The sequence below is a fragment of the Flavobacterium aciduliphilum genome (assembly GCF_003268855.1).
Classification (GTDB): domain Bacteria; phylum Bacteroidota; class Bacteroidia; order Flavobacteriales; family Flavobacteriaceae; genus Flavobacterium; species Flavobacterium aciduliphilum.
Map to the genome: position 1 here is coordinate 174,662 of NZ_QLSZ01000006.1, position 24,144 is coordinate 198,805.

At 35.2% G+C, this 24,144-nt stretch carries 22 protein-coding genes; 7 read left to right on the forward strand and 15 right to left on the reverse strand.

Annotation, left to right across the window (positions count from 1 at the left end):
* Nucleotides 1–30: 30 nt before the first annotated feature.
* Nucleotides 31–396: a DUF1508 domain-containing protein gene (locus CLV55_RS08210; RefSeq protein WP_112113267.1), complete on the forward strand. Its 366-nt coding sequence runs from the start codon at nt 31–33 to the stop codon at nt 394–396.
* A gap of 67 nt (nt 397–463) precedes the next feature.
* On the opposite strand, the gene CLV55_RS08215 is transcribed toward CLV55_RS08210, so the two are convergent.
* From CLV55_RS08215 to CLV55_RS08230, 4 genes are all read right to left on the reverse strand, one after another.
* Nucleotides 464–706, reverse strand: coding sequence for a hypothetical protein (locus CLV55_RS08215; RefSeq protein ID WP_112113268.1), 243 nt, complete (start codon nt 704–706; stop codon nt 464–466).
* A gap of 171 nt (nt 707–877) precedes the next feature.
* Nucleotides 878–3,013, reverse strand: coding sequence for a S46 family peptidase (locus CLV55_RS08220; protein WP_112113269.1), 2,136 nt, complete (start codon nt 3,011–3,013; stop codon nt 878–880).
* Between the two features lie 6 nt (nt 3,014–3,019).
* Nucleotides 3,020–4,765: a DUF4153 domain-containing protein gene (locus CLV55_RS08225; RefSeq protein WP_112113270.1), complete on the reverse strand. Its 1,746-nt coding sequence runs from the start codon at nt 4,763–4,765 to the stop codon at nt 3,020–3,022.
* A 24-nt stretch (nt 4,766–4,789) separates the two neighbouring features.
* Nucleotides 4,790–6,028 carry a 3-deoxy-D-manno-octulosonic acid transferase gene (locus CLV55_RS08230; protein WP_112113297.1) on the reverse strand — a complete coding sequence of 413 codons (1,239 nt, stop codon included), beginning with the start codon at nt 6,026–6,028 and terminating at the stop codon, nt 4,790–4,792.
* A 179-nt stretch (nt 6,029–6,207) separates the two neighbouring features.
* Between CLV55_RS08230 and CLV55_RS08235 the strand changes: the two genes are divergently transcribed.
* Together CLV55_RS08235 and galE are read left to right on the forward strand one after the other, a co-directional pair.
* The gene (locus tag CLV55_RS08235; RefSeq protein WP_112113271.1) at nt 6,208–7,335 is read left to right on the forward strand and encodes a DegT/DnrJ/EryC1/StrS family aminotransferase; all 1,128 of its coding nucleotides are present in this window, start codon (nt 6,208–6,210) and stop codon (nt 7,333–7,335) included.
* Between the two features lie 75 nt (nt 7,336–7,410).
* Nucleotides 7,411–8,427, forward strand: coding sequence for a UDP-glucose 4-epimerase GalE (galE, locus tag CLV55_RS08240; protein WP_112113272.1), 1,017 nt, complete (start codon nt 7,411–7,413; stop codon nt 8,425–8,427).
* A 45-nt stretch (nt 8,428–8,472) separates the two neighbouring features.
* On the opposite strand, the gene CLV55_RS08245 is transcribed toward galE, so the two are convergent.
* Nucleotides 8,473–8,733, reverse strand: a complete 261-nt coding sequence (locus CLV55_RS08245; RefSeq protein WP_112113273.1) for a hypothetical protein — start codon at nt 8,731–8,733, stop codon at nt 8,473–8,475.
* 13 nt (nt 8,734–8,746) lie between these two features.
* A complete protein-coding gene (fabD, locus tag CLV55_RS08250) occupies nt 8,747–9,619 on the reverse strand; it encodes an ACP S-malonyltransferase (protein ID WP_112113274.1) in 873 nt (290 codons plus the stop codon).
* 152 nt (nt 9,620–9,771) lie between these two features.
* Between fabD and CLV55_RS08255 the strand changes: the two genes are divergently transcribed.
* Nucleotides 9,772–10,401, forward strand: a complete 630-nt coding sequence (locus CLV55_RS08255; protein WP_245902697.1) for a hypothetical protein — start codon at nt 9,772–9,774, stop codon at nt 10,399–10,401.
* A 95-nt stretch (nt 10,402–10,496) separates the two neighbouring features.
* On the opposite strand, the gene CLV55_RS08260 is transcribed toward CLV55_RS08255, so the two are convergent.
* The gene (locus CLV55_RS08260; RefSeq protein WP_112113276.1) at nt 10,497–11,213 is read right to left on the reverse strand and encodes a pirin family protein; all 717 of its coding nucleotides are present in this window, start codon (nt 11,211–11,213) and stop codon (nt 10,497–10,499) included.
* Between the two features lie 113 nt (nt 11,214–11,326).
* On the opposite strand from CLV55_RS08260, the gene CLV55_RS08265 reads away from it, so the two are divergent.
* The gene (locus tag CLV55_RS08265; protein ID WP_112113277.1) at nt 11,327–11,884 is read left to right on the forward strand and encodes a sugar O-acetyltransferase; all 558 of its coding nucleotides are present in this window, start codon (nt 11,327–11,329) and stop codon (nt 11,882–11,884) included.
* Between the two features lie 66 nt (nt 11,885–11,950).
* Here CLV55_RS08265 and CLV55_RS08270 read toward each other — a convergent pair whose 3' ends face one another.
* Both CLV55_RS08270 and CLV55_RS08275 read right to left on the reverse strand, forming a co-directional pair.
* Nucleotides 11,951–13,141, reverse strand: coding sequence for a pyridoxal phosphate-dependent aminotransferase (locus CLV55_RS08270; RefSeq protein WP_112113278.1), 1,191 nt, complete (start codon nt 13,139–13,141; stop codon nt 11,951–11,953).
* A 57-nt stretch (nt 13,142–13,198) separates the two neighbouring features.
* Nucleotides 13,199–14,293, reverse strand: coding sequence for a fatty acid desaturase family protein (locus CLV55_RS08275; RefSeq protein WP_112113279.1), 1,095 nt, complete (start codon nt 14,291–14,293; stop codon nt 13,199–13,201).
* 108 nt (nt 14,294–14,401) lie between these two features.
* Here CLV55_RS08275 and rsmG point away from each other — a divergent pair, with 108 nt between their 5' ends.
* Complete coding sequence (gene rsmG, locus CLV55_RS08280) at nt 14,402–15,019, forward strand: 16S rRNA (guanine(527)-N(7))-methyltransferase RsmG (protein ID WP_112113280.1); 618 nt, start codon at nt 14,402–14,404, stop codon at nt 15,017–15,019.
* Nucleotides 15,020–15,025: 6 nt separating this feature from the next.
* Here rsmG and CLV55_RS08285 read toward each other — a convergent pair whose 3' ends face one another.
* From CLV55_RS08285 to map, 6 genes are all read right to left on the reverse strand, one after another.
* A complete protein-coding gene (locus tag CLV55_RS08285; RefSeq protein ID WP_112113281.1) occupies nt 15,026–17,326 on the reverse strand; it encodes a T9SS type A sorting domain-containing protein in 2,301 nt (766 codons plus the stop codon).
* Nucleotides 17,327–17,461: 135 nt separating this feature from the next.
* Nucleotides 17,462–19,090, reverse strand: a complete 1,629-nt coding sequence (gene pruA / locus CLV55_RS08290) for an L-glutamate gamma-semialdehyde dehydrogenase (RefSeq protein ID WP_112113282.1) — start codon at nt 19,088–19,090, stop codon at nt 17,462–17,464.
* A gap of 137 nt (nt 19,091–19,227) precedes the next feature.
* Nucleotides 19,228–19,614 (reverse strand): Co2+/Mg2+ efflux protein ApaG, encoded by a 387-nt coding sequence (apaG, locus tag CLV55_RS08295; RefSeq protein ID WP_112113283.1) that lies wholly within the window; start codon nt 19,612–19,614, stop codon nt 19,228–19,230.
* Between the two features lie 50 nt (nt 19,615–19,664).
* A complete protein-coding gene (locus tag CLV55_RS08300; RefSeq protein WP_112113284.1) occupies nt 19,665–20,915 on the reverse strand; it encodes a type IX secretion system plug protein in 1,251 nt (416 codons plus the stop codon).
* Between the two features lie 64 nt (nt 20,916–20,979).
* A complete protein-coding gene (locus tag CLV55_RS08305) occupies nt 20,980–21,750 on the reverse strand; it encodes a class I SAM-dependent methyltransferase (RefSeq protein WP_112113285.1) in 771 nt (256 codons plus the stop codon).
* A complete protein-coding gene (gene map / locus CLV55_RS08310) occupies nt 21,750–22,568 on the reverse strand; it encodes a type I methionyl aminopeptidase (RefSeq protein ID WP_112113286.1) in 819 nt (272 codons plus the stop codon). The genes CLV55_RS08305 and map overlap by 1 nt, the downstream gene beginning before the upstream one ends.
* A 126-nt stretch (nt 22,569–22,694) precedes the next feature.
* On the opposite strand from map, the gene CLV55_RS08315 reads away from it, so the two are divergent.
* Nucleotides 22,695–23,969 carry an acetyl-CoA hydrolase/transferase family protein gene (locus CLV55_RS08315; protein WP_112113287.1) on the forward strand — a complete coding sequence of 425 codons (1,275 nt, stop codon included), beginning with the start codon at nt 22,695–22,697 and terminating at the stop codon, nt 23,967–23,969.
* Nucleotides 23,970–24,144: the final 175 nt, after the last annotated feature.

Here is a 24,144-nt window from a genome sequence, read left to right on the forward strand (position 1 = left end):
TGAGGCTTTTTTTATGCAATTATTTTTCGCATGGGAACCTTTGTTATAACAAAACGATTAAACGGACAATATAAATATGAATTTGCCTCTCGTAAAGGGAAGGCGATTTTTGTGAGTAATGATTTTGAGTTGCGATTTGAGTGTGAAGAAACTATCGAACAGTTAAAGAATTCGCTTTCAGAACTTTTTTTTATGAAGTTTAAGTCAAAAAATGGAAAAATGTATTTCAAAATAATCTTGCACGAAAAAGAGATGGCTGTGAGCAGAAAATATACCACACAATTGTTGATGGAGAAAGGGATAGAGGAAATTAAACGAACTTTGGCTTCTTCAGAAATTTTAGACTTTTCCTTTGAGAATGAAATATTTCCTCCAGAAGAAGATGTTTTTAGCTAATGTTGAAACAAAAAAAAGCTCCTTAAAAAGGAGCTTAATTTTTTTAAATCAGAATTAATAACTCTAATTATTTTTTAGCTGGAGCAGCAGCTTCTGGTTTAGCAGCTTCTGTTTTAGCAGCGTCAGCAGCTGGAGCAGCTTTAGTTGTATCAGCAGCAGCAGCAGTAGTGTCAGCAGCAGCAGCAGTTGTATCAGCAGGAGCTTCAGTTGCAGTTGTGTCAGCAGCAGGAGCTTCAGTGTTTTCTGATTGTTTACAAGATACTACAGTTAATGCAGCGATAACAGCTAAACTTAAAAATACTTTTTTCATTTTTCTTAATTATAAAAGGTTAATTATTAATTCGGAGCAAAGATATAAATTTTTTCAATCGGAAAAATAATTATTTAACTTTTTTTGAAATTTTCTCTTTGAATTCCGATTAAATACATCACAAATTCTGTGCCAAAAATTAAATTTTAATAAAAAATATATTAAATTACGTTATTTGTTGATTTTTAGCTCATTGATAATGTTTTTAGCCCCAGCATATTTATCAATGATGAATAAAATGTAGCGCACATCAACCATAATGTTTCTACAAATGTCGGCCGAATAATACACATCACTCATGGTTCCTTCCCAAACACGGTCAAAATTTAAACCAATCAGATTGCCTTTGGCATCCAAGGCTGGACTTCCAGAATTTCCTCCTGTAGTGTGATTGGTTGCCAAGAAACACACGGGCATTTTCCCTTTCGAGCCATAAATGCCATAGTCTTTGTTTTTATATAAGTCAATAAGTTTTTGAGGAACATCAAATTCATAATCTCCAGGAATATATTTTTCTATGACTCCGTCCAAAGTGGTGAAAGGCTCATAGTATACAGCATCATTAGGTTTGTATCCTTTTACTTTTCCATACGTTACACGAAGCGTGCTGTTGGCATCTGGGAAAATGCGATCCGATTTTGAACTCAATGCGACTATGGCTTTCATATATTTTCGTTGTGTCGCGGTGATTTTTAAATTGATTTCATCATACATAGGTTGGACGTTGATGCTGTAAACATTAGCAGCAGTTTTTACAAAGATATATCCAACATCTTTATTTAGTTTTTCAAGTACTGTCTTGGAATCCTCTCCCTCTAAAAGTTCTCGAAAACCATCAAGAGAGGTTAGTTTTGAATTTGAAAAAATAGATGCTGTTAAATCATAAACATTGATGTTGTTAAACTTCTCGGGAAGAAATTGGTTTGGTGATTTTGTAAGATACAATTGAACAAGTTGTTCGAAAACATTCTTATCTACAGTTGCGTTGTAATCTTTATAAAAATCATCAATCCCTTTGGATAAAGCGTTTTTTCTATCCATAAAAGCTTGTTCTCCTTTGGTGTTGATCAATTGTTCTAATTGGAATAATTTATATCCAATGGAAAGAATTTCACAATTTCGAACAAAAATTTCATTAAAATAGTCTCGCGCTAAGGCAAAATCTTTGATGTCGGAATAGTTTTTTTGAAAGTCGCTCAACAAACTTCCATATTCTTTTTCTTTACCCGCTTTTAGTACTTTTTCTTGAAACGCTTTTTCAAATTTTTGTTTTGCTTCCACCGCATTGGCTTTTTTCAATCCTTTTGTTTCTCCCATCCATTTTTTCCAATAATTGGCCACACTAGCATATTTTGATGCGTATTGAATTTTAATTGCTGGGTCTTTTCTCATGAAACGATCTTGAATCTTTAAGGCTGCATCTCGAATTTCTATTTTTGCAGGGTTAGAGCTGTTTATAAGTTGTTCAACCGCTATTGAGGGTAAATATTCTGTGGTACGGCCTGGGTAGCCCATGACCATAGTAAAATCATTTTCAGCCACTCCTGTTATGGAAATAGGAAAGAAGTGTTTAGGTTTGTAGGGCACGTTATCTGTAGAATATGGTGCTGGATGATTGTTTTTATCTGCATAAATTCTGAATAGTGAAAAGTCGCCAGTATGACGAGGCCAAACCCAATTGTCGGTATCAGAACCAAATTTTCCAATTGCACTTGGAGGTGCTCCTACTAGGCGTACATCTTTAAAAGTTTCAGTAACAAACAAAAGGTATTGATTGCCATCATAAAAACTTTTGATTTTATTTTCTTGCCAAACCTCTTTTGGTAGCGTGCTGCTCAAGTAGGCAATATTATCCTGAATCCTTTTTTGTTTATAAGCTTCAGCAGAAAAAACTTCGGTTCCTTCAAGAACTTTTTGGGTTACATCTTCAATGCGAATTACAAACATAACCACCATAGAAGGGTTGCTTAATTCGTCTTCCATTTTATAGGCCCAAAAACCATCTTTTAAATAATCGTGTTCTATGGAGGAATGATTTTGGATGGCGTCAAAACCGCAATGATGGTTGGTTAATAGTAAACCTTTATCTGAAATCACTTCGGCTGTACACCCCCCATCAAATTGGGGAACAGCATCTTTCAAGCTGGAATGATTTACCGAATAAATTTCCTCGGCAGAAATTTTCATGCCTAAATTTTTCATTTCGGTTTCGTTCATGCCTTTCAGCAATGACGGAATCCACATACCGCCTTGTTGCGCTTGAGTTTGAACGATAAATAATAAGAGTGCTAATTTTAAAAATTTCATAGTTATTTAGTTTGATTTTATGAGATAGGTTGCTCCTTCAATATTTATAGTTTTATCTTTTCTATACCAATTGATGGAGTCAAAAATAATTTTTATTTGGTAGTTTTTAAAATCAACAGTAAAGGATAAATCATCGACTAAAACTTCTTTGGAAACTGATTTATAGTGGTTACAAAATTCTCTAATTTGAGGCATTACATCCTTCGCTTCTTCATTTATTTTTATTTCAAAAGAGGGATTTTTATCATTGCAATTATTACTAATTTTGATTTTATCTTTGCCAAGAGATGATTCTAGCTCGGCACGATAATCACTTTTTAGTAAATACTCATAATCATTGATTTTATAACTGTTTTTATTGGTGTAAATTCTTAAATAATCCTCCGAATCTTTAGAAGTGAATGTTACATTTTTGAATAAATCATTATACCAATATTTGTCTTTATCCACTAACGTTTGGGTTTTAGCATCTACTAGTGTTTTAAGAAATTCTTTGTCCAATCGGTCGTTTAAAAATTCAAATTTATTTTCTATTTGGGTTTTAATAGAATCTACAATGGGTGCATTAAAATTAATTTTGCCATTTACTTCCAATTTATTTTTTATAAGTAATTGTTTAAGTTCATTTTCTTGGCTTCTTTTTGAAACAGAAAAAGCATTAAAGTAGGGAAAAATTAAGGCAAAAACACCAAATATAAATAAGGAAATCGGAATGAATTTAATGGTAGCTTTTTTTAAAAAAATGAAATAAAACATAACCGAAGTCAACCACACCGAAATCAATAATACAAAGTATCGAGGTTCTGTAAAACCATATTGAAGTACTCTAGTGAAAATAGCTACAAAAAGTAACGCAATTAAAGGAATTAGGGTATAGTAAAATATTTTACTAAATAGGATAATCCATGATCTTGTTTTTTCTTTTTGTAAAGGATGTACAAGTAATAGAGCAAAAATTCCCACTATTGAATAGGCAAGAACTAAATAAGAGACCCAACCACGCGGTAACTCCCAATGGATAATAATTTTTGAGCAATAAAAGTATAATATCACTGCATAAATAATCAGTAAAGGAATTAAAATAAATTGAGTAAAGAATTTTAAAATTACAGGATAAGTCCCTTCTTTTTCTAGGTATTCTAATCCCGATTCACCAAAAAGTAAGAAAATAACACTGCTTCCAAAAATGGATAGTGTGGCAAACGTTTCTGCATAAATTTTTCCTTCAAAATGGATGTTAAATAATTCTTGAATCGCTACTAAAGCTAGTTGAACCCCACCGGTTAATACTCCAGTAAAAATAGCAGTTAGAAATAGGTTAACAAATAGATTCTTGTTGTATTCCCAAAAATTTCGTTCTTGATGTTCTTTTTTTGTAAACGAAATAAATGCTACTAATAAATGAGAAAGAATAAAAGTAGGAACAATGATAAATCCATAGTTTTCAGAAAAATTTTTCTCATCACGTGGAAAGATGAAGAAAAAAACAACTAAAAAAAGTAGACCAACAAGTTGCCAAACGAATCCTTTTTTGATTCTTTGTGCAAGCATTTTTAAGGCAAATTGAGAAGAAATTCCTAAGGCAAAAGTAATTCCTAGACGCATTAAAAAATATGCCTCCTCTTTTTTAGGTTCGTTTTCTATTCCACAAATAATAACAATTACCGTAGCTAATGACAATAGTAAAACTAGTGGGTAGTTTAGCAGTAATGCTTTCGTTTTTTCTTGTAGAATGTCTAATTTATTTTTCATAGTGCATTGCTATTTAGTTAGGAATTAATAAATGTGCTTCAAAATGACCTCTGTCGCTCCTTTATTCATTTGAACAAAGGTAGCACAAATATGTCCTTTTTCATGACGTTCATCTTCGTTGTGAATTAAAAGATTGAACGCATTATTCAATTCGTTTTGATTGGAAATGGAAAGACATCCTTCTAAATGTACTAAGGCCGTTGCTTCAGCAAAATGGGAATAATTGGGTCCGATGACGATGGGCACCCCAAAGGTAGCGGGTTCTAAAATGTTGTGCACCCCTGGCTGTCCAAATCCGCCGCCCACATAAGCGATATCAGCGTAAGAATAGATTTTGGTCAAAATTCCAATGGTGTCGATGATGAAAATATCATAATCACGGAGGGACAAATCGCGATTTGTCTGTACTTCCGAAAATAAAATAGTTTTTTTTGTGATGGAATTTTTCAATTCCTGAATTTGTTCCGATTTGATATTATGCGGTGCAATAATGAATTTTACAGCATCGGGTGCATTATTAATATAATTCACCAACAAATTTTCGTCTTTAGGCCATGAACTTCCAACCACGATTGTTGGTTTGTTGTTTTTGAATTGTTCAATAAAATCCAACGAATTGTCTCGTTCTAAAATCGAAACTACACGATCAAAACGTGTATCGCCCGAAATTTTTACATTAATGAAACCGATGCTTACTAATAAATTTTTAGAGCTTTCGTTTTGTACAAAAAAGGAGTCGAAAGTTTTCAAGGCATTTCTATAAAAACCACCATACCATTTGAAAAAAGCTTGTTTTTCTCTGAAAATTCCAGAAATTAAATAGGTTTTGATGTTTCGTTTTTTTAGTTCGTTCAAATAGTTGGGCCAATATTCATATTTGATGAAAAATACCCTTTCGGGATGAATCGAATCGATGAATTTTTGAGCATTTGATTTAGTATCCAAAGGTAAATATACTGTAACATCGGCAACGGTGTTGTTTTTTCGAACTTCGTAACCTGAAGGTGAAAAGAATGTCACCACAATTTTGTGATTAGGATATTGAACTTTTATTTTTTCGATAACAGGTAACCCTTGTTCGTATTCGCCCAACGATGCGGCATGAAACCAAATAGTTTGGTCATTACTGTTGATTTTACTCTGTAGTGTCAGAAAAACTTCCTTTCTGCCGTTGACAAATAGTTTCATTTTCGGACTGAAAATGACCAATAGTTTTACAACCAGCGATGAAAAATGAATAATTAAATTGTATAGAAAAAGCATGTTGTTGATTTGTGTGGCTAAAGTAAGCAATTTATTTTACAAAAGGCGATGGCTGTCTAGCCCCGATTGACGGAAACGCCGTGCGTGACAAAAGCGGGAAAATAGTCTGCAAAAAAGCCCAAACCATTTGCTTCAAATAATAAGAAAAAGTATACTTTTGTAACTCAATTTTTGAAACCATGAGAAAACTGCAAATGGTTGACTTAAAAAGTCAATACGAAAAAATTAAAGACCAAGTAAATGCGTCCATTCAGGAAGTTTTAGATACCAATACATATATAAACGGACCTTTGGTTCATCAATTTCAAGCCGATTTAGAGAAATATTTAGGAGTAAAACACGTTATTCCGTGTGCTAATGGAACCGATGCGTTGCAAATCGCCATGATGGGATTGGGTTTAAAACCAGGGGATGAGGTAATTACTGCAGATTTTACATTTGCTGCAACGGTTGAAGTGATTGCTTTGTTGCAATTGACACCGGTTTTGGTAGATGTAGATGTAAATAATATGAACATTTCGTTGGAAGGCATTCGCAAAGCGATTACACCCAAAACCAAAGCGATTGTTCCAGTGCATTTGTTTGGAAGAGCGGCTAACATGGATGCGATTATGGAACTTGCGGCAGCACATAATTTATATGTCATTGAAGATAATGCCCAAGCGATTGGGGCCGATTATACCTCAAAAGATGGTTCTAAAAAGAAAGTGGGAACGATCGGACACGTGGGTGCCACCTCGTTTTTTCCATCTAAAAATTTAGGATGTTATGGCGATGGAGGTGCAATTTTTACGAATGATGATGCTTTAGCGCACAAGTTACGTGGTATTGTCAATCACGGTATGTATGAACGTTACCATCACGATGTAGTGGGAGTAAACTCACGTTTGGATAGTATTCAAGCGGGTATTTTGAAAGCAAAATTACCTCATTTGGATGCCTACAACAAAGCGCGACAAGATGCAGCAAGACAATATTCATCTCTTTTGAGCGTTTCTTCTAATATTTGGGCGCCAACCCTTTGTGATTCGTGCGATTGTCATGTATTTCACCAATACGTAATTCGAATTTTAAATGGAAAACGTGATGGCTTGTTGGAGCATTTGCAAAGTAAAGGAATTCCATGTGCGATTTATTACCCCATACCTTTACACAGTCAGAAGGCTTATGCAGACGCACGTTACAAAGAGGAAGATTTTCCAGTAACCAACCAATTGTGTAAAGAGGTAATTGCTTTGCCCATGCACACGGAGTTGGATGACGAGCAAATTAAATTTATCACAGATAGTGTTTTGGAATACGTTTAATATTAATATAGGTTTACAGTTTACAGTTTACAGTTTTAGCTGTTAGCTGTCAGCTGTTAGCTAATAGCTAAAAAAATGAAAATAGTAGTCACAGGAGGTTTAGGTTTTATTGGTTCACACACGGTTGTGGAATTGCAAAACGAAGGATTTGAAGTAGTTGCCATTGATAATCTTTCCAATTCATCTGAAAAGGTTTTGGATGGAATTTTCAACATTACAGGAAAGAAACCCATTTTTGAAAAGATGGATTTGCGCGATAAAGCCTCGGTTCAGAATTTCTTTAAAAAACATAACGACGTGGCTGGTGTGATTCACTTCGCTGCATCCAAAGCGGTCGGAGAAAGCGTTGAAAATCCGTTATTGTATTATGAAAATAACATTAGTGCTTTGGTATATGTTTTACAAGAGTTGGCTGCTTTACCCAATGTTAATTTCATCTTCAGTTCGTCATGTACCGTTTATGGTCAAGCCGAAAAAATGCCGATAACCGAAGATGCTCCGGTGCAGCAAGCGATGTCGCCTTATGGTAACACCAAGCAAATAGGTGAAGAAATCATCACCGATGTGGCTAAAGTAACTCATATAAACGCTATTTTACTTCGCTATTTTAATCCGATTGGATCACATCCAAGTGCTGAAATTGGGGAATTGCCATTAGGAGTTCCGCAAAATTTAGTCCCTTTTATTACACAAACTGCTATCGGATTGCGTGAAAAACTTTCGGTATTTGGGGATGATTATCCTACGGCAGATGGAACGGCAATTCGAGATTATATTCACGTGGTTGATTTGGCCAAAGCGCACGTGGTTGCTCTAAAACGACTGCTTGAAAAAAACAATGCCGATAAAGTAGAAACCTTCAATCTGGGTACAGGAAAAGGAAGTTCGGTTTTAGAGGTTATAACCGCTTTTGAAAAAGTATCGGGACAGAAATTGAACTATCAAATTGTAGGCCGAAGAGAAGGTGATATTACTGAAGCTTACGCCAATATCGATAAGGCAAATACAGTTTTGGGTTGGAAAGCACAATCCAGTTTAGAAGAGAGTTTGGCTAGTGCTTGGAAATGGGAGCAGAAAATTAGACAACAATAATGAATATATAAAAAAATTCCGAAGTACGCTTCGGAATTTTTTTGGTTATTTTTTTATAGCTTCTTTCATTCTTTTGGCTGCGGTTTCCAATTTTTCTGCGCTTTTAATCACAACGGTATCCATTTTTGCTTTGACTTTTTGTTTCGCTGAATCGAGTTCTTTTGCTGCTTTTATTTTTGCCGAATCGATGTTTTCTTTCACTTCAGTACTTACCGCTTCCTTAGCATCTTCCAATTTTTCTTTCGTTTCTTCTTTGCAAGAAAATAACAAAGAGATGATAGCCAATGATAAAATTATTTTTTTCATAATAGTTTGAGAATTAAGCCGAAATCGTTTCAACTTCTTTGTTGATTTTGTTTACGAGTCCCACTAAAACTTTGCCAGGACCTACCTCTGTGAAACTTGTGGCTCCGTCTGCAATCATTTGTTGTACCGATTGCGTCCATTTTACAGGAGCAGTTAATTGGATGATGAGGTTTTTCTTAATCTCATCAGCATCAGAAACGGCACTTGCAGTTACGTTTTGATAGACAGGACAAATTGGAGTAGAAAACGTAGTGGCTTCTATAGCTGCTGCTAATTCTTCTCTTGCAGGTTCCATCATAGGTGAATGGAAGGCACCACCAACAGGTAAAATTAAAGCGCGTTTGGCTCCAGCTTCTTTCAGCTTTTCACAAGCCAATTCCACGGCTTTGTATTCGCCAGAAATCACCAATTGTCCTGGGCAGTTGTAATTGGCAGCTACGACAACACCATCAATAGAAGCACAAATGTCTTCTACAATTTTATCGTCGAGATTTAGAACGGCTGCCATAGTTGAAGGAGTTATTTCACACGCTTTTTGCATGGCCAGAGCTCGTTTTGATACTAATCTCAGTCCATCTTCAAAAGACAAAGCGCCATTAGCTACTAGAGCTGAAAACTCGCCTAATGAATGACCAGCAACCATTTCGGGTTTGAAATTTTCTAAGGTTTTGGCTTGAATCACTGAGTGTAAAAAAACCGCAGGTTGCGTTACTTTGGTTTCTTTTAATTCATCGGCAGTACCTTCAAACATGATGTCGGTGATGCGAAAGCCTAATATTTCGTTGGCTTTTTCAAATAATTCTTTGGCTAATTCTGAGTTTTCATATAAGTCTTTGCCCATTCCCGTGAACTGTGCGCCTTGACCTGGAAATACGTATGCTTTCATAAATGTGATTTTGAGAGTTTAAGAGTTTAAGAGTTTAAAAGTTCCTCGAAAACCACGACAAAAATACTAAAATTTCATTTGCAACTTCAGACTTTTTAATCGTAAACTTTAGCATTTCATTAACCTAATCGTTAAACCTTTTGTGAGTAGTTTTGTCTAACGTTTCAATGCGCTATTTTCATGAATCAATTTCAAGCCTTATTTACTGCCGTGTTTTTATTTTTTTGATGCCTTCTTTTAGTCAAGAAACCTCAAATAAATGGAAGTTTGCTTTTCAATTAGACAATCGGTTCTCAAGTATTCGTGGTAAGGAAGTTACAGTATTTGGAGGCAAAGTTGGAGTGCAATATCGCAAACTAACACGATTTGGTTTAGGCGGTTCGATAGTAATGAATCCAGTTTATATAGAGTATTTCAATAGAAAGGTTAATGCACAAGAAACCAATAAAATTAGTTTTTGGTATGTAAGCATTTTTAACGATTGGATTCTTTACAAAAACAAAAAATGGGAGTGTTTTGCCACGGAACAAGTGGGTTTTGGTAGGCCTAATTTTACTAAAGAAATCAATAATGATGTTGTGAGTGATGTGGATGTAGCAGTCTATGTTAACGAAATCTCGGGACAAGTAAATTATAAAATAGTACCTTGGATTGGGGTAGGTGCTGGAATAGGACATCGGAATTTATTAAATAAAAAATCGGTGCTCAACACAACGTTTGATGCTCCGATTTATATTGCTAAGATTATTTTGTACCCTGATTTTTTCTTTAAAAAACTATAATTCAATACCACTTAAAATTCCTGTCAATTGACGTTGTAATTCTGGGTTCATATTCTGTTCTAAATTCTATAATCGTTATTCATCAATCGTTAATCTCATTGTTCCATTGGAATTTCCATCACTAAAAACTTGGCATTGGTATTGGCTTTGATTTCAATTTCTTTGGTATCCCAAACGCCAAGTGCGTCTCTTTTTTCTAATTGTTCCCCATTTACTTCGATTTTGCCTTCAATATTCATGATGTAAAATCCGTTGCCTTCTTTTTTTAGCGAAAGTTTTTTTGAAAAACCAGCGTCAAAATCACTTAGATAGAACCAAGCGTCTTGATAAATCCATACGCCTTCATCGTCGGCATTTGGAGAAAGGATTTGCGCAAAATCATTTTTTTGTTTGGTTACATCCAATGTAATTTGTTGGTAGCGCGGGGTTACATTTCTATATTTCGGAAACAACCAAATCTGAAATAATTTAGTATGTTGGTCATGATTCGGATTAAATTCACTGTGTTGAATTCCAGTTCCAGCACTCATTACTTGTACGTCGCCAGTTTTAATGGTTGATGCATTTCCCATGCTGTCTTTGTGCGCCAAATCACCTTCTAGTGGAATGGTAATGATTTCCATGTTGTCGTGCGGGTGCGTCCCAAAACCCATTCCAGCTGCTATGGTGTCGTCGTTTAAAACGCGCAACATTCCAAATTGCACTCTTTCGGGATTGTACCAACTTGCGAAACTAAAACTGTGGTAGGCGTTTAACCAACCGTGATTGGCGTGACCTCTTGTATTTGCTTTGTGTAAAACTGATGTTTTCATTTTGATAAATTATAATACAAATTTACAATACAAAATTATTTTTCTTTTATTAAATTAATAAATATAATTTCAAAAAATAGAAATATTATATTTGGGAGGTATAACAGTAACTTATGAAAACCGAAAAAGAGAAAATGCTCGACGGCGAAATCTATTTTGCTAATGATAAAGTCCTCATTGCTGAGCGGCTACGGGCTAAAAAACTTCTGCATCGATTGAATGTTACAGAATATGTAATGAATGGCAATGCGCGAAATATTATACGTGAACTGATGCCCCATGCGCACAAGCGTTTGTACATCGAACCCCCATTTCATTGCGATTATGGGTATAATATCCATTCGGGAGAAAATGTGTATTTTAATGTGAATTGTGTGGTCTTGGACACCATGAAAATTGAAATAGGGAATAATGTGTTTTTTGGTCCTGGAGTTCATATTTATACTGCCACCCATCCCCTTGATGCTATTGATAGGCGAACGGTTGAGTTTTCAAAACCAGTTTCAATTGGAGATGATTGTTGGGTCGGAGGAAACACGGTTATTTGTCCAGGTGTGAAAATTGGAAACGGTTGCACAATTGGCGCAGGTTCGGTTGTAACCAAAGATATTCCAGATCATTCACTCGCTGTTGGAAATCCGGCGAAAGTGATTCGGATGTTAAACGAATAAAAAACCTCAAAACTTGAATTTTGAGGTTTGCTATCTATTTGAATTTGTATTTTGTTTATTGAAATTTTATACTAATGCTTCTTTAATTCGTTTCATAGCCTCGGTCAATAAAGCTTCGCTAGTAGCATACGAAAAACGTATACAATTTGGATTTCCAAAGGCATCTCCTGTTACGGTAGCCACATTGGCTTCGGACAACAAATACATCGAAAAATCATCGGCGTTGAGGATTACTTTTCCACGTAAGGTTTTTCCAAAGTAATAGGAAATATCTGGAAAAACGTAGAAAGCCCCTTCTGGAACATTCAATTTGAATCCAGGAATATCTTTTACTAAACCAACTACTAAATCTCTACGGCCTTTGAAAGCAGCAACCATGTCATTTAACACACTTGGATCGGCGTCTACTGCAGTAATTGTGGCTCTTTGTGCAATAGAATTGGCTCCAGAAGTAACTTGTCCTTGCATTTTAGTACACGCTTTGGCAATACCTTCAGGTGCACCGATGTATCCAATTCTCCATCCCGTCATAGCAAAGGCTTTGGCTACCCCGTTAACAGTAATCGTTCTTTCAAACATCCCTGGAATGGAAGCTATACTGCAAAACGTACCGGAAAAATTGATGTGCTCATAAATTTCATCGGAAACTACATAAATTTCGTTGGGTTGGTTTAATATCACTTTTGATAAAGCGGTCAATTCTTCTCTATTATAAACGGAACCACTTGGATTACATGGCGAACTGTACCAAATCATTTTTGTTTTTGGAGTAATTGCTTTTTCCAATTGTTCGGGTGTGATTTTGAAATCACTTTCTACCGAAGTCGGAACTTCAACAGGAATGCCACCCGCTATTTTAATGATTTCATAGTATGAAACCCAATAGGGTGCTGGTAGAATGACTTCATCGCCAGGATTAATCATGCATTGTGCAATATTAAATAGCGATTGTTTAGCTCCTGTAGAGACTACAATATTTTCTGGTTTATACTCTAAATTATTATCCCTTTTGAATTTTCTACAAATGGCCTCTTTCAATTCTAAATACCCGTCAACAGGCGAATAAGTCGAATAATTTTCATCGATGGCTTTTTTTGCAGCGTCTTTGATGAAATCAGGCGTATTGAAATCGGGTTCACCCAAACTTAAGCTTATAATGTCTTTTCCTTGAGCTTTTAATTCTCTTGCTAATGCAGCCATTGCTAGGGTTTGTGATGTAGATAGATTGTTAATTCTATCAGATAAAGGATTATTCATTTTGGTGTTGGTTATAAATTCTAAAAATTAAAAATCAAATTTTTTCAATCGTTAATTTTATGATAATTGAGGTTGTTTTCCTAAATCTCTCAAGTGACTAAAGTGCGATAGTATAGCGGCTCTTGTAGTTTTGAATTCGTAATAAGGTAAATTACATTCTTTGGCCGTTTCTTTTACAAATTCTGCAATCTTATTGTAGTGAATATGACTAATGTTTGGAAAAATATGATGTTCAATTTGGTGGTTTAAGCCTCCTGTGTAATAATTTACCAACCAATTTTTTGGGGCAAAATTTGCTGTAGTATACAACTGGTGAATGGCCCAAGTATTTTCTATTTCTCCTTGTTCGTTGGGTATAGGGTTTTCTGTTTCAGTAACCACATGCGCTAATTGAAACACTACACTCAAAATCACACCCGCGGTGTAATGCATCACTAGAAAACCTAATAGGACTTTCCACCAAGTAATTCCTAAAACCATAGGAATAACCAACCAAATAGAAAAGTAGATGATTTTGGTAATTACAAGAGTTGTCCACCGAACAATAGGTTTTTTAAATTCGCCATACGATAAATTTCGTTTTAAATAGCGTTTCATTTGAAGAAAATCTGTAGTAATTGCCCAATTAAAGGTCAATAAGCCATATAAAAAGATCGAATAATATTGTTGGAATTTATGATGTTTATGCCATTTTGCTTCTTTAGTAAAGCGTAGTATTTTTCCTGCTTCTAAGTCTTCATCATGACCCAAAATATTGGTATAGGTATGGTGTAGTACGTTGTGTTGCACTTGCCAATTATAAACATTGCCCGCTAAAATATAGATGCTTCCTCCCATAATTTTATTTACCCATGATTTGTTTGAGTAAGCGCCGTGATTGCCATCGTGCATTACATTCATTCCAACACCAGCCATGCCAATTCCGATGACAATGTTCAATAAAAGATAGGTCCAGAAAGGCATTTGCATCGTTAGAAAGAAGAAATAAGGAGTCAAGAAAATCGTAAACATTACGACTGTTTTTAAGTGTAATTTCCAGTTTCCAGTTTTGTCGATATTGTTTTCTTTGAAGTAATCGTTTACTTTTTTGTTTAGAGTTCTAAAAAATTTTAGATTGTCGTTTTTAGAAAAGACAGGTGCGTTGGTATTCATAAAGTACATTCGTATTAAGTTACAAAGGTAGTTATTATAATTTTTTAACGAATTAAAAGAGATGATAATTATTAACTAAAAGTGCTATTTTTGTTAAAAAATCAATTTATGGAAGAAATCCTCAATCATTTTCCTAACCTTACTGAAAGTCAAATACATCAGTTTGCCCAACTTCAGGAGTTATATTTCGATTGGAATGCCAAAATAAATGTTATTTCCCGAAAAGATATTGACGAACTCTACACGCGCCATGTGTTACATTCATTAGGGATTGCCAAAATCATCCAATTTAACCAAGGTGCTTCTGTAATGGATGTTGGAACAGGAGGGGGATTTCCAGGTATTCCTTTGGCAATCTTGTTTCCTGAGGTTCAGTTTTATTTGATTGATGTGATTGCCAAAAAAATAAAAGTAGTCAATGAAGTCGCGCAAGCTATTGGGTTAAAAAATGTGATTGCAGAACAAAAAAGAGCCGAACTCGTCTCTGAGCAATTTGATTTTATTGTGAGTCGAGCCGTGACCAATATGCCCGATTTTGTTTCATGGGTTACTGGAAAAATTAAAAGAAAATCAACACACAATTTTAAGAACGGAATATTTTATTTGAAAGGGGGCGATTTAACCGAAGAACTACAACCTTTCCCAGAAGTCCGAGAATTTTCGTTACAAGATTTTTTTTCTGATGAATTTTTTGAAACTAAGAAAGTAGTTTACTTGCCATTATAAAGTAGATTAGGATTTACACAATTTCTTTACAAAAACACCTTGGTCGCTTTGAATAGTTAAAATGTAAATTCCTTTTTGTAAGCTAATTGGGAGTTCCATTTCATAGTTAATCGTTTGTTCTGTTGAGGTGTAAATGGTTTTGCCTAACGCGTCTGTTATAGAAAATGTCGCGTGGGTTAACGTATAATTTGAATGTAATTTTAACACGTCTTCAATAGGGTTTTCTACCCAAATATTGTTTTCAAATATTTGCGTATTTGTATTTAAATTTGGAATAAGAATTTCATTTAAGGCAAAAGTAACATTATCAGGTGTCAGAGTAACGTGGTTTTCGTTTGTATTTGGAAGGTAAGAAGCCACAAAGGGAGTAGCCGTATTACCTGCAACTGGAGAATACAAATTGGTCGTATTTGAAATTGACATAGAACTCCATGCAGGAATAAAATCAAAATACATGATTTGTAAGTTGTTCATGAATTCTGTAAGCATCGAATTTCCTGTCGTCATGGACGATAAAGAGCTCATGTCATAGCGTCCTCCTGGGGCAGAATCTAAACCATCGGTATAGGATGGAGCTTTAGATTTTGCGATACTTTCATATGCTGTAAACCAAAAAATAACCCATTGCTGTCCTTTGAAATGACTCACTTCAATAGAATTTTGAGCAATGGAAGGTGTAAAATTCAAATTTATAATCGCTCTTTGTGTACTAGACGTGTTGAATGTATGATTCATTACCACCATACCAGGCGTTCCTGTCATGGTTCCATTTCCTGCACCATTAGCAATGGCAATGTTTCTGGTTGTTGTTGGAAATCCCATGGTATTCAATTCGTTTTGAAATACTTGCCTGAAATTGGGACAGCCAACAGGTTGAAGTGCTGTGGTTGGAGTTGTCAAAAATTCTGTGACACTTCCCGATTGTAAATGGCCTTCAAAATGATCGATAAGCATTTCCCGTGCTGCTGGACTTTTCAACATTCCGTTTACCAAGGATTGCATAGTAACATCAGCTACAGGTCCGAATCCCAAATAATTAAATAAATGTTGAAAACCAATAGGGACATTAGCTCCTAAATGGGGAGAATCGAAAGATAAATAGAGTCTGGTATCATGGTTTAATCCATGTTGTTCCATATAACGAAGGGCATAACGTGAAATTAAACCGCCCATACTGGGTCCAATCACTACATTTTTAGCGGTACCTATTTTTTGAGCATTAATTTGATTGATGAGTTCTACCAATATCATCGCATTGCGTTGAATATAATCAACACCTCCATCAACCACTGTGCTGGTGCCTGTTCTAGTGTATGTAGGGAAATTGAGTATGACCAAATCATAGCCTTGTGCGCGAACCATGTCTCCTAAATTCTGACCACTTGTTCCATAATTTAGGAGCGAATAAATACCTGCGATATTTCTCGAATCTCCGGGATCAAATCCATCAAGTAAAAAAATGGGTTTGTCTAAAACACCATCCACGGTGTCTGGAAAAATCTGGTATTCTCCTTGTCCTAAAAATCCCTGAGTTTCATCATATCCTTGATAAGGAATTGTAGCCGTGATAGGATTTATAGTACTCTGACTTGATGTTGTGGTATTTTTCTTAAGCGTTCTGTCTTGAAAATCAACATTTAAAACAATAGATTGTTCTTTAGTTTCGCCGGTTGATAATTTCGTTTTAAAATAAATGGTTTGTAGGCCGTTTTCAGTAAACTCGATTTGAAAAGGTTGGTCAATTTCTAACAAATTCCATTTTTCAGATGTCTCATAACGGTATGAAATGCTGATAATTTTTTTATAGGTGGTGTTAAAAATTAAATTATCTTTCAACAAGAAATCAACTTTTTTACTTTTTGTTTTAGGTAATAAAGCTCCCATAAGGCATAACTCATGCGAATCAAAAAGTACATCTTTTCCTGTAGCTACATCCATTTCATTCTTAGAATTTAAGAAAAGGGTTCCGTTAGTTATATCACTTGTTTTAATCGTTTCAAAATCTGTAATCAACAACGATAAAGGTATTATTTGATTTATAAAACCATTGTTAGCTTCTGTTTTTAGCTCATCTACATTAGGTAAGCGATGGTCAAAATCGGAACGTTGAATCTCGCTGTAGGCTTGTAAAAATGTATTTGTGTTTAGTTTTTGAGGATTTAATTTCGTTGCATTTGAAACAGCATAGACACGGTCGTATAAAATATGGGTTTTTGTTTTTTCTTTTAAAGCATCGAAAGTTTTGTCTTGTGCTAAATTTGTATGTACAACAAAAACTAGAGACAGTGACGTGAAAAATAGTTTCATTTGAAAAATTTTAAAAAACGAAGATACAAAAAATTATAAATCAGCAAAATAAAAAGCCCAAACATAATTGCTTGAGCTTTTTATCTATAGATTATTTAGTACTTCTTACGTCTAGTTTGGTACTTCTTTTTTGTTTTATTCTCCCAGAAAAGGATATCTGTAATCTTCAGGTGTAACAAACGTTTCTTTGATAGTGCGCGGCGAAACCCAACGTAATAAATTTTGCATCGAACCCGCTTTGTCGTTTGTTCCAGAGGCTCTTGCACCGCCAAAAGGCTGCATACCTACAACAGCACCAGTAGGTTTATCGTTGATGTAGAAGTTTCCAGCTGCATTTTCTAGGGCTTTTGTTGCTTCAACAATAGCATAGCGATCTTGGCTAAAAATAGCGCCCGTTAAAGCATACTCAGATGTTTCATCAACCAATGTTAAAGTCTCTTTCCATGCCGCATCTTCATATACGTAAATCGTAATTACTGGACCAAAAAGCTCGGTTTCCATTGTTGTGTATTTTGGATTCGTAGTTACGATAACCGTTGGTTCGATAAAATATCCTTTTGACTTGTCGTAATTTCCTCCCAAAATGATTTCGGCATCTGCATCTTTTTTAGCTTGATCGATATAGCTAGCCAATTTGTTGAATGAACCTTCATGAATAACGGCTGTAATGAAATTAGAAAAATCTTCTGGACTTCCCATTTTCATGGAGTTCACATCGATAATTAATTGTTCTTTTACAGCTGGCCACAAACTTTTCGGAATGTAAGCCCTTGAAGCTGCTGAACATTTTTGTCCTTGGAATTCAAAAGCACCACGAGTGATTCCTGTAACCACTTGTTTTACGTTGGCTGAGGGATGGGCTAAAACAAAATCTTTTCCTCCAGTTTCTCCCACAATTCTTGGATAGGTTTTGTATTTATGAATGTTTTCACCTATTTTTTTCCAAATTTCTTTAAAAACAAATGTCGAGCCAGTATAATGTACTCCTGCAAAATCGGGAGAAGCTAAAATGGTATCTGTAATCATCACTGGGTCACCAAAAACAACATTAATAACACCATCAGGCACACCTGCTTCTTTAAAGACGTCAATAATGATTTTTGCTGAAAAAACTTGGCTGTCACTAGGTTTCCAAACAACAGTATTTCCCATTAGGGCTGCACTCGCAGGAAGATTGGCAGCGATAGCAGTAAAGTTAAAAGGTGTAATGGCATAAACAAATCCTTCCAAGGGGCGATATTCTACTCGATTCCAAATATCTGAAACTGATTTTGGTTGGTCGTTGTAAATTTGCGTCATGAATGCTACGTTATAACGTAAAAAGTCAATCAATTCACAAGACGCATCAATCTCAGCCTGAAAAATGGTTTTTGATTGTGCAATCATAGTTGCTGCGTTGATTCTGGCTCTGTAGGGCCCAGCAATTAATTCAGCGGCCTTCAAAAATATTGAAGCTCGGTGTTCCCAAGGCATGTTTGCCCATGATTTTCTTGCTTCTAAAGCAGCCTGAATAGCTTTTTCAATATGTGTTTTCTCAGCTAAATGGTAGGTTCCAACAATATGTTGATGGTCATGAGGCGCCGACATGGTTCTAGTATTTCCAGTTCTTATTTGTTCGGAACCAATATACATGGGAACATCAACGGTTTCGTTCCACATTTTTTTATAAGCTGCTAGGACAGTTGCTTTTTCAGGTGAATTTGGAGCGTACGATTTTACGGGTTCATTAACCGCATTAGGTACGTGAAAGAATCCTTTTGGCATATCTTTTTTATTTGAAAATTAATAAATATAACAATTAGATAAATCAGTAGTTGTGAATTATGTAATTTGAAACAAAAGTACAAAGGTTTTTTTGAACTTATTACAACAATAGTCACGAAACTTTTTTAAAGCTTGTTTTAGTTGAGGGCATAAGGGGCACTCAAACGAAAGGTAGGTACAAAGACTTTAAAATTTTTACCAGAAGTGAAGTTTATCATGTTAAAAAAACCACGCATAGCTCCATGTGTGGAAGATAATAAACATCCCGAACTGTAGGCATATTTTTCGCCAGGTTTTAGTACGGGTTTTTTTCCAATAACTCCCTCACCGTCTACGATTTCTACCTCGCTTAAGGAATCAAAAATCTCCCAATGTCTTGAAGTAAGTTGAACGGAATCTTTGCTGTAATTTTCTATGGTAATTTCATAAGAATACGCAAAATGAATCTTGTAATTTTTGAAGTAAGTTCCTTCAAAACTGGTCTTTACAGATATCTTAATGCCTCTTGTAATTTGAGTAACCATAAACTAAAGTTTTTGTAAAGTTACAAAAAATAAAACGCAAGTGTAAAAAATTAATTAATAATATCGGTCGATGAAGCGATTCCTTTGCCGATTACTCTATCATAACGTTGGTTGTTTTCTCTATAGTAAATAATCGCGTGATAGTTGTTTTCGGTTTGCCAAAAATTACCTTCTATAGAATTCTCATTGTCTACTTTGCCGTCATTACTAGCAACGGTATGGCAATAATTTGTAAATCCTTGTTTAATCATCATCGCTTTTTCGTAAACTCCTTTTTCGCTATTATATTCCATTTTATTTTCATCTGAAAGAACATAATTGTTAAACATTCCTGTGATGTATATGTTTTTATTAAGGTAAGTGTTGTCGGCAGCTAGAGAGAAATAAATCCAAGCATAATCCGATTCTATTTCGTTGTTTTCGGCAGAAATATTATTTACGAAGAAATTACCATCAATATCAGGCCAATAGGTATAACTTTTTTGAACTCTTGAAGCATTAGTGTACAAATAACAACTGTATAGTCCGCCATTGGTATCTACATGTGCAATGCTATTATTGGCTGCTCGTATATTTTTGTTTTCAAAAAAAAGAAATTCATTTCCAGCCCAAAATTGGGTTTCTTTGTCATATTTGTAAATCAAATCATTTCCAATGGTGTACATCGGTTTGATGTTGGTAATAGCATTGTCGAATCTACTGTTTTGCATTAACAATACTTTTATATTATTTAATGGATTTTGAAATGTGATTGAGGTTGACTTCACCGCAAAATCAAGATTGTGTTTGTAATTAGCATCGTTTAAGTTTCGTGCTCTTTTTATTTGCATGGGAACACTAACTAAGTCTTCGTAGACAATAAATTTTCTCGAAAAAACAACTTCTTTATCTTCGTTTAAAATGCTTATAATATAATTGCCGCTTACTTTTAACTGAGTGAATTTGTTGGGAAATGCAATGCGATAATGAGAATAGATTTGCAAGGTGTTGAACGAATTGGTGTAATCTTGAATACGCTGGTCGTTAAATCCAGTTAAATATTCATTTATAGACAATTGAGATTGTTTCCAGTCGTAGTCACAATGTGTAATTCTAAAGTAATAATTTTCCTCGGAAGCATGTAAATCATCAAATTGAAGTTGGAAGGAATCTCCCAACATAAATATAGGAGTAGCGTTTTGTCCGTTTTGAACAAAAGAAATAGTTTTAATATAAAAAGGAGGATTCACTTCTTTTTCTTGCGCAGAAATTTTTACTACCAAAAGAAAAAGGACTAACGAAAAGAAAATATTTTTAATCATAATGTCGATTTCAGACGTAAATGTATGAAAAATAACATTCTGATATAAAAATTGAATTTAAATTTTACTTAAAACAGATGGGTATGATTTCTCCTGGAGCTAAACAATAACGTTCCACTTGTTCAGGAGTAAGTTTTGCAGTATAATCTTCTTCAATAACAGTAAATCCAATACTTCGTAATTTGTCAAAATAGTCTCTACCATACACACGAACATGGTCGTATTGTCCAAATATTTTGGCACGTTCTTTCGGATCTACAATCGAATCGTCAGTAAATGTAGTAGCACGAGACAAATCTTGAGGAATTTGAAAGATACCCATTCCGCCAGGTTTTAAAACACGAAACAACTCTTGCATTGCTTTTGTGTCGTCTGGGATATGCTCTAAAACATGATTGCAAAAAATAATATCGTATTCGTTGTCTCTAAACGGTAAGTTGCAAATATCTGCTTTCACATCGGCTAACGGAGAAAGTAAGTCGGTGGTTGTATAGTCTATGTTTTTTTGTTTTTTAAATCGTTTGTAAAACTCCTGTTCGGGGGCAAAATGTAAAACTTTTTTCTTTTCAGTTGAAGTAAAAAAAGCCGTTTCATTTTGTAAATATAACCACAACAACCGATGTCTTTCTAAGGAAAGTGTACTTGGAGAAAGTACATTATTTCTTTGATTTCCATAACCATAAGGCAAAAACATTCGAAAACTTTTTCCGTCTATAGGATCAGTAAAACGATTGCCTTTCAATAAAAACGCTAAAACAGGTCGAACCACAATACTCAGCCGAATCAAGATGGGACGGGGTATAGTGTTCAGTATAAATTTGAATAGTTTTTTCATTACAATTTTAATGGGTTTTTACGAAACTCGTCTTCTTCATTGCTCACAATACCTAGTGCGTCATAAATGTATTTGAAAGTCGAAAGAATTTCAGGTTTGCCATCAATTAACGCAACATCATGCTCGAAATGGGCACTTGGTTTTCCGTCGGCTGTCAAAATAGTCCAACCGTCTTTCAATTGCTTGATGTTCTTTGTTCCCATATTTATCATAGGCTCAATAGCGACAACCATTCCTTCAACAAATAATTTTCCACGACCTTTTTTACCATAATTTGGCATTTCAGGATCTTCGTGCATTTTTTGTCCAATTCCATGTCCTACTAGTTCACGAACCACACCATACCCATGTCCTTCACAATATTTCTGAATGGCATTTCCCACATCTTCTACACGGTTCCCTAGTTTGAATTCTTTAATACCGATGTAGAGACTTTCTTTTGTAACTTGAAGTAATTTTTTAGTTTCTGGTGCTACTTCTCCAATTTCGAAACTATAGGCATGATCGCCATAAAAATTGTTTTTTAAAACCCCACAATCTACAGAAATGACATCTCCTTCCTCAAGAGGTTTGCTGTTTGGGATGCCATGAACAACTTGCGCATTTGGACTTACACAAAGGGTGTTTGGGAAACCATATAGTCCTAAAAAACCAGGAACACCTCCATGGTCTCTAATGTGTTCTTCGGCTAGTTTGTCTAGTTGTAATGTAGTTACACCAGGTTTGATGATTTTGGCAATTTCCCCTAATGTTTTAGAAACTAATAAGGCACTTTCGCGCATTAATTCGATTTCTTCTCTTGATTTTGGAATGATCATTTTAATAAAAATTGTGAGGGCAAAAATACAATTTATATGTGATAAAAAATAGGTATATTTACAATATGAGTTTTGTCATATTTTTTGATAAATCTTGTCAATAATTTTGTTCAAAATTTAATAGGTATGAGTAAATATGTAACCGCAGCTGAAGCTGTAAAAGTGGTAAAATCAGGCGACCGTGTGTATCTTCAAGCCGCCGCCGCTGCACCAACGATTTTAGCCAATGCCCTCACCGAACGTGCTTCAGAGTTGAGGGATGTAGAGATTTGTCATTTGCATGTTGAGGGAGAAGCACGTTATGCAAATCCCGAACTCGCAGAAAGTTTTCATGTGAATTCGTTTTTTCTTGGAGCCAATGTTCGCCACACTTTAAAAGCAGGAAATGGATCGTATACTCCTGTTTTTTTGAGTGAACTCCCACATTTATTTCGTAAAAATGTCCTTCCTTTGGATGTTGCATTTATCCATGTCTCGCCACCAGACAGACATGGATACTGCTCTTTAGGAGTTTCTGTTGAGGCGACTGTAGCAGCGATTGAAAATGCCAAAACCGTTGTAGCACAAGTCAATCCTCAAATGCCGAGAACCTTTGGGGATGGTATTATTCATGTATCGGAAATAGATTACTTAGTTGAGGTAGATGTACCTATTTATGGTCACGAGCCTGACCCATTCACTCCAGAGGAAGAAAAAATAGGGATGTATATTGCCTCTTTAATAGACGACAGAAGTACGCTTCAAATGGGCATTGGGTCCATTCCGAATGCTGCTTTGAGTAAACTGAAAAATCATAAAGATTTGGGTTTACATACCGAAATGTTTTCTGATGGAGTTATTGATTTAATTGAAAATGATGTCATCAATTGTAATTATAAAGGAACGTTACGAGGAAGAGCTTTAGCGACATTCTTGATTGGTTCCAAACGGTTGTATGATTTTGTGAACGACAATCCATTTATTGAAATGAAAGAATCCTCTATGGTAAATGATACGGCACGCATTCGAAAAAATCCGAATATGATTGCCATAAATTCAGCTATAGAAGTCGATTTAACAGGACAAGTTTGTGCAGATTCTATCGGTCCTCAAATGTATTCTGGTGTAGGGGGTCAGATGGATTTTATCCGCGGGGCTTCTTTGAGTCCGGGCGGGAAAGCTATCATTGCGTTGCCTTCAATAACTAAGAAGGGATTGAGTAGAATTGTGCCTTTTTTGAAACAAGGTGCAGGTGTAGTTACTACGAGAGCTCACATTCATTATGTAATTACTGAAAATGGAATCGCCGATTTATATGGGAAAACATTGCGTCAACGCGCGGCCGAGTTGGTTCGTATTGCGCATCCCAACCATCAAGAAGCCATTGAAAAAGAGTATTATGAGTTATTGAATAAAATGTAATTCAGCAACTCTATTGGATACGGTTACTATAACAAAAAAAGCCGTCTATTTTGCACTGCCCCCAAAAAGTTAGACACTATTTTGGGGGTATTTTTATGGAAAGAAAAGTCAAGTATGATTATGCATTTAAGTTAGAATGTGTAGAATTAGTTTTAAAGGAGCATTATTCTTGTGA

Excerpts from the sequence above, each read along its gene's own strand:
- CLV55_RS08210 (WP_112113267.1), top strand. The coding sequence starts at position 31 with ATGGGAACCTTTGTTATAACAAAACGATTAAACGGACAATATAAATAT.
- CLV55_RS08215 (WP_112113268.1), bottom strand. The coding sequence starts at position 706 with ATGAAAAAAGTATTTTTAAGTTTAGCTGTTATCGCTGCATTAACTGTA.
- CLV55_RS08220 (WP_112113269.1), bottom strand. The coding sequence starts at position 3,013 with ATGAAATTTTTAAAATTAGCACTCTTATTATTTATCGTTCAAACTCAA.
- CLV55_RS08225 (WP_112113270.1), bottom strand. The coding sequence starts at position 4,765 with ATGAAAAATAAATTAGACATTCTACAAGAAAAAACGAAAGCATTACTG.
- CLV55_RS08230 (WP_112113297.1), bottom strand. The coding sequence starts at position 6,028 with ATGCTTTTTCTATACAATTTAATTATTCATTTTTCATCGCTGGTTGTA.
- CLV55_RS08235 (WP_112113271.1), top strand. The coding sequence starts at position 6,208 with ATGAGAAAACTGCAAATGGTTGACTTAAAAAGTCAATACGAAAAAATT.
- galE (WP_112113272.1), top strand. The coding sequence starts at position 7,411 with ATGAAAATAGTAGTCACAGGAGGTTTAGGTTTTATTGGTTCACACACG.
- CLV55_RS08245 (WP_112113273.1), bottom strand. The coding sequence starts at position 8,733 with ATGAAAAAAATAATTTTATCATTGGCTATCATCTCTTTGTTATTTTCT.
- fabD (WP_112113274.1), bottom strand. The coding sequence starts at position 9,619 with ATGAAAGCATACGTATTTCCAGGTCAAGGCGCACAGTTCACGGGAATG.
- CLV55_RS08260 (WP_112113276.1), bottom strand. The coding sequence starts at position 11,213 with ATGAAAACATCAGTTTTACACAAAGCAAATACAAGAGGTCACGCCAAT.
- CLV55_RS08265 (WP_112113277.1), top strand. The coding sequence starts at position 11,327 with ATGAAAACCGAAAAAGAGAAAATGCTCGACGGCGAAATCTATTTTGCT.
- CLV55_RS08270 (WP_112113278.1), bottom strand. The coding sequence starts at position 13,141 with ATGAATAATCCTTTATCTGATAGAATTAACAATCTATCTACATCACAA.
- CLV55_RS08275 (WP_112113279.1), bottom strand. The coding sequence starts at position 14,293 with ATGAATACCAACGCACCTGTCTTTTCTAAAAACGACAATCTAAAATTT.
- rsmG (WP_112113280.1), top strand. The coding sequence starts at position 14,402 with ATGGAAGAAATCCTCAATCATTTTCCTAACCTTACTGAAAGTCAAATA.
- CLV55_RS08285 (WP_112113281.1), bottom strand. The coding sequence starts at position 17,326 with ATGAAACTATTTTTCACGTCACTGTCTCTAGTTTTTGTTGTACATACA.
- pruA (WP_112113282.1), bottom strand. The coding sequence starts at position 19,090 with ATGCCAAAAGGATTCTTTCACGTACCTAATGCGGTTAATGAACCCGTA.
- apaG (WP_112113283.1), bottom strand. The coding sequence starts at position 19,614 with ATGGTTACTCAAATTACAAGAGGCATTAAGATATCTGTAAAGACCAGT.
- CLV55_RS08300 (WP_112113284.1), bottom strand. The coding sequence starts at position 20,915 with ATGATTAAAAATATTTTCTTTTCGTTAGTCCTTTTTCTTTTGGTAGTA.
- CLV55_RS08305 (WP_112113285.1), bottom strand. The coding sequence starts at position 21,750 with ATGAAAAAACTATTCAAATTTATACTGAACACTATACCCCGTCCCATC.
- map (WP_112113286.1), bottom strand. The coding sequence starts at position 22,568 with ATGATCATTCCAAAATCAAGAGAAGAAATCGAATTAATGCGCGAAAGT.
- CLV55_RS08315 (WP_112113287.1), top strand. The coding sequence starts at position 22,695 with ATGAGTAAATATGTAACCGCAGCTGAAGCTGTAAAAGTGGTAAAATCA.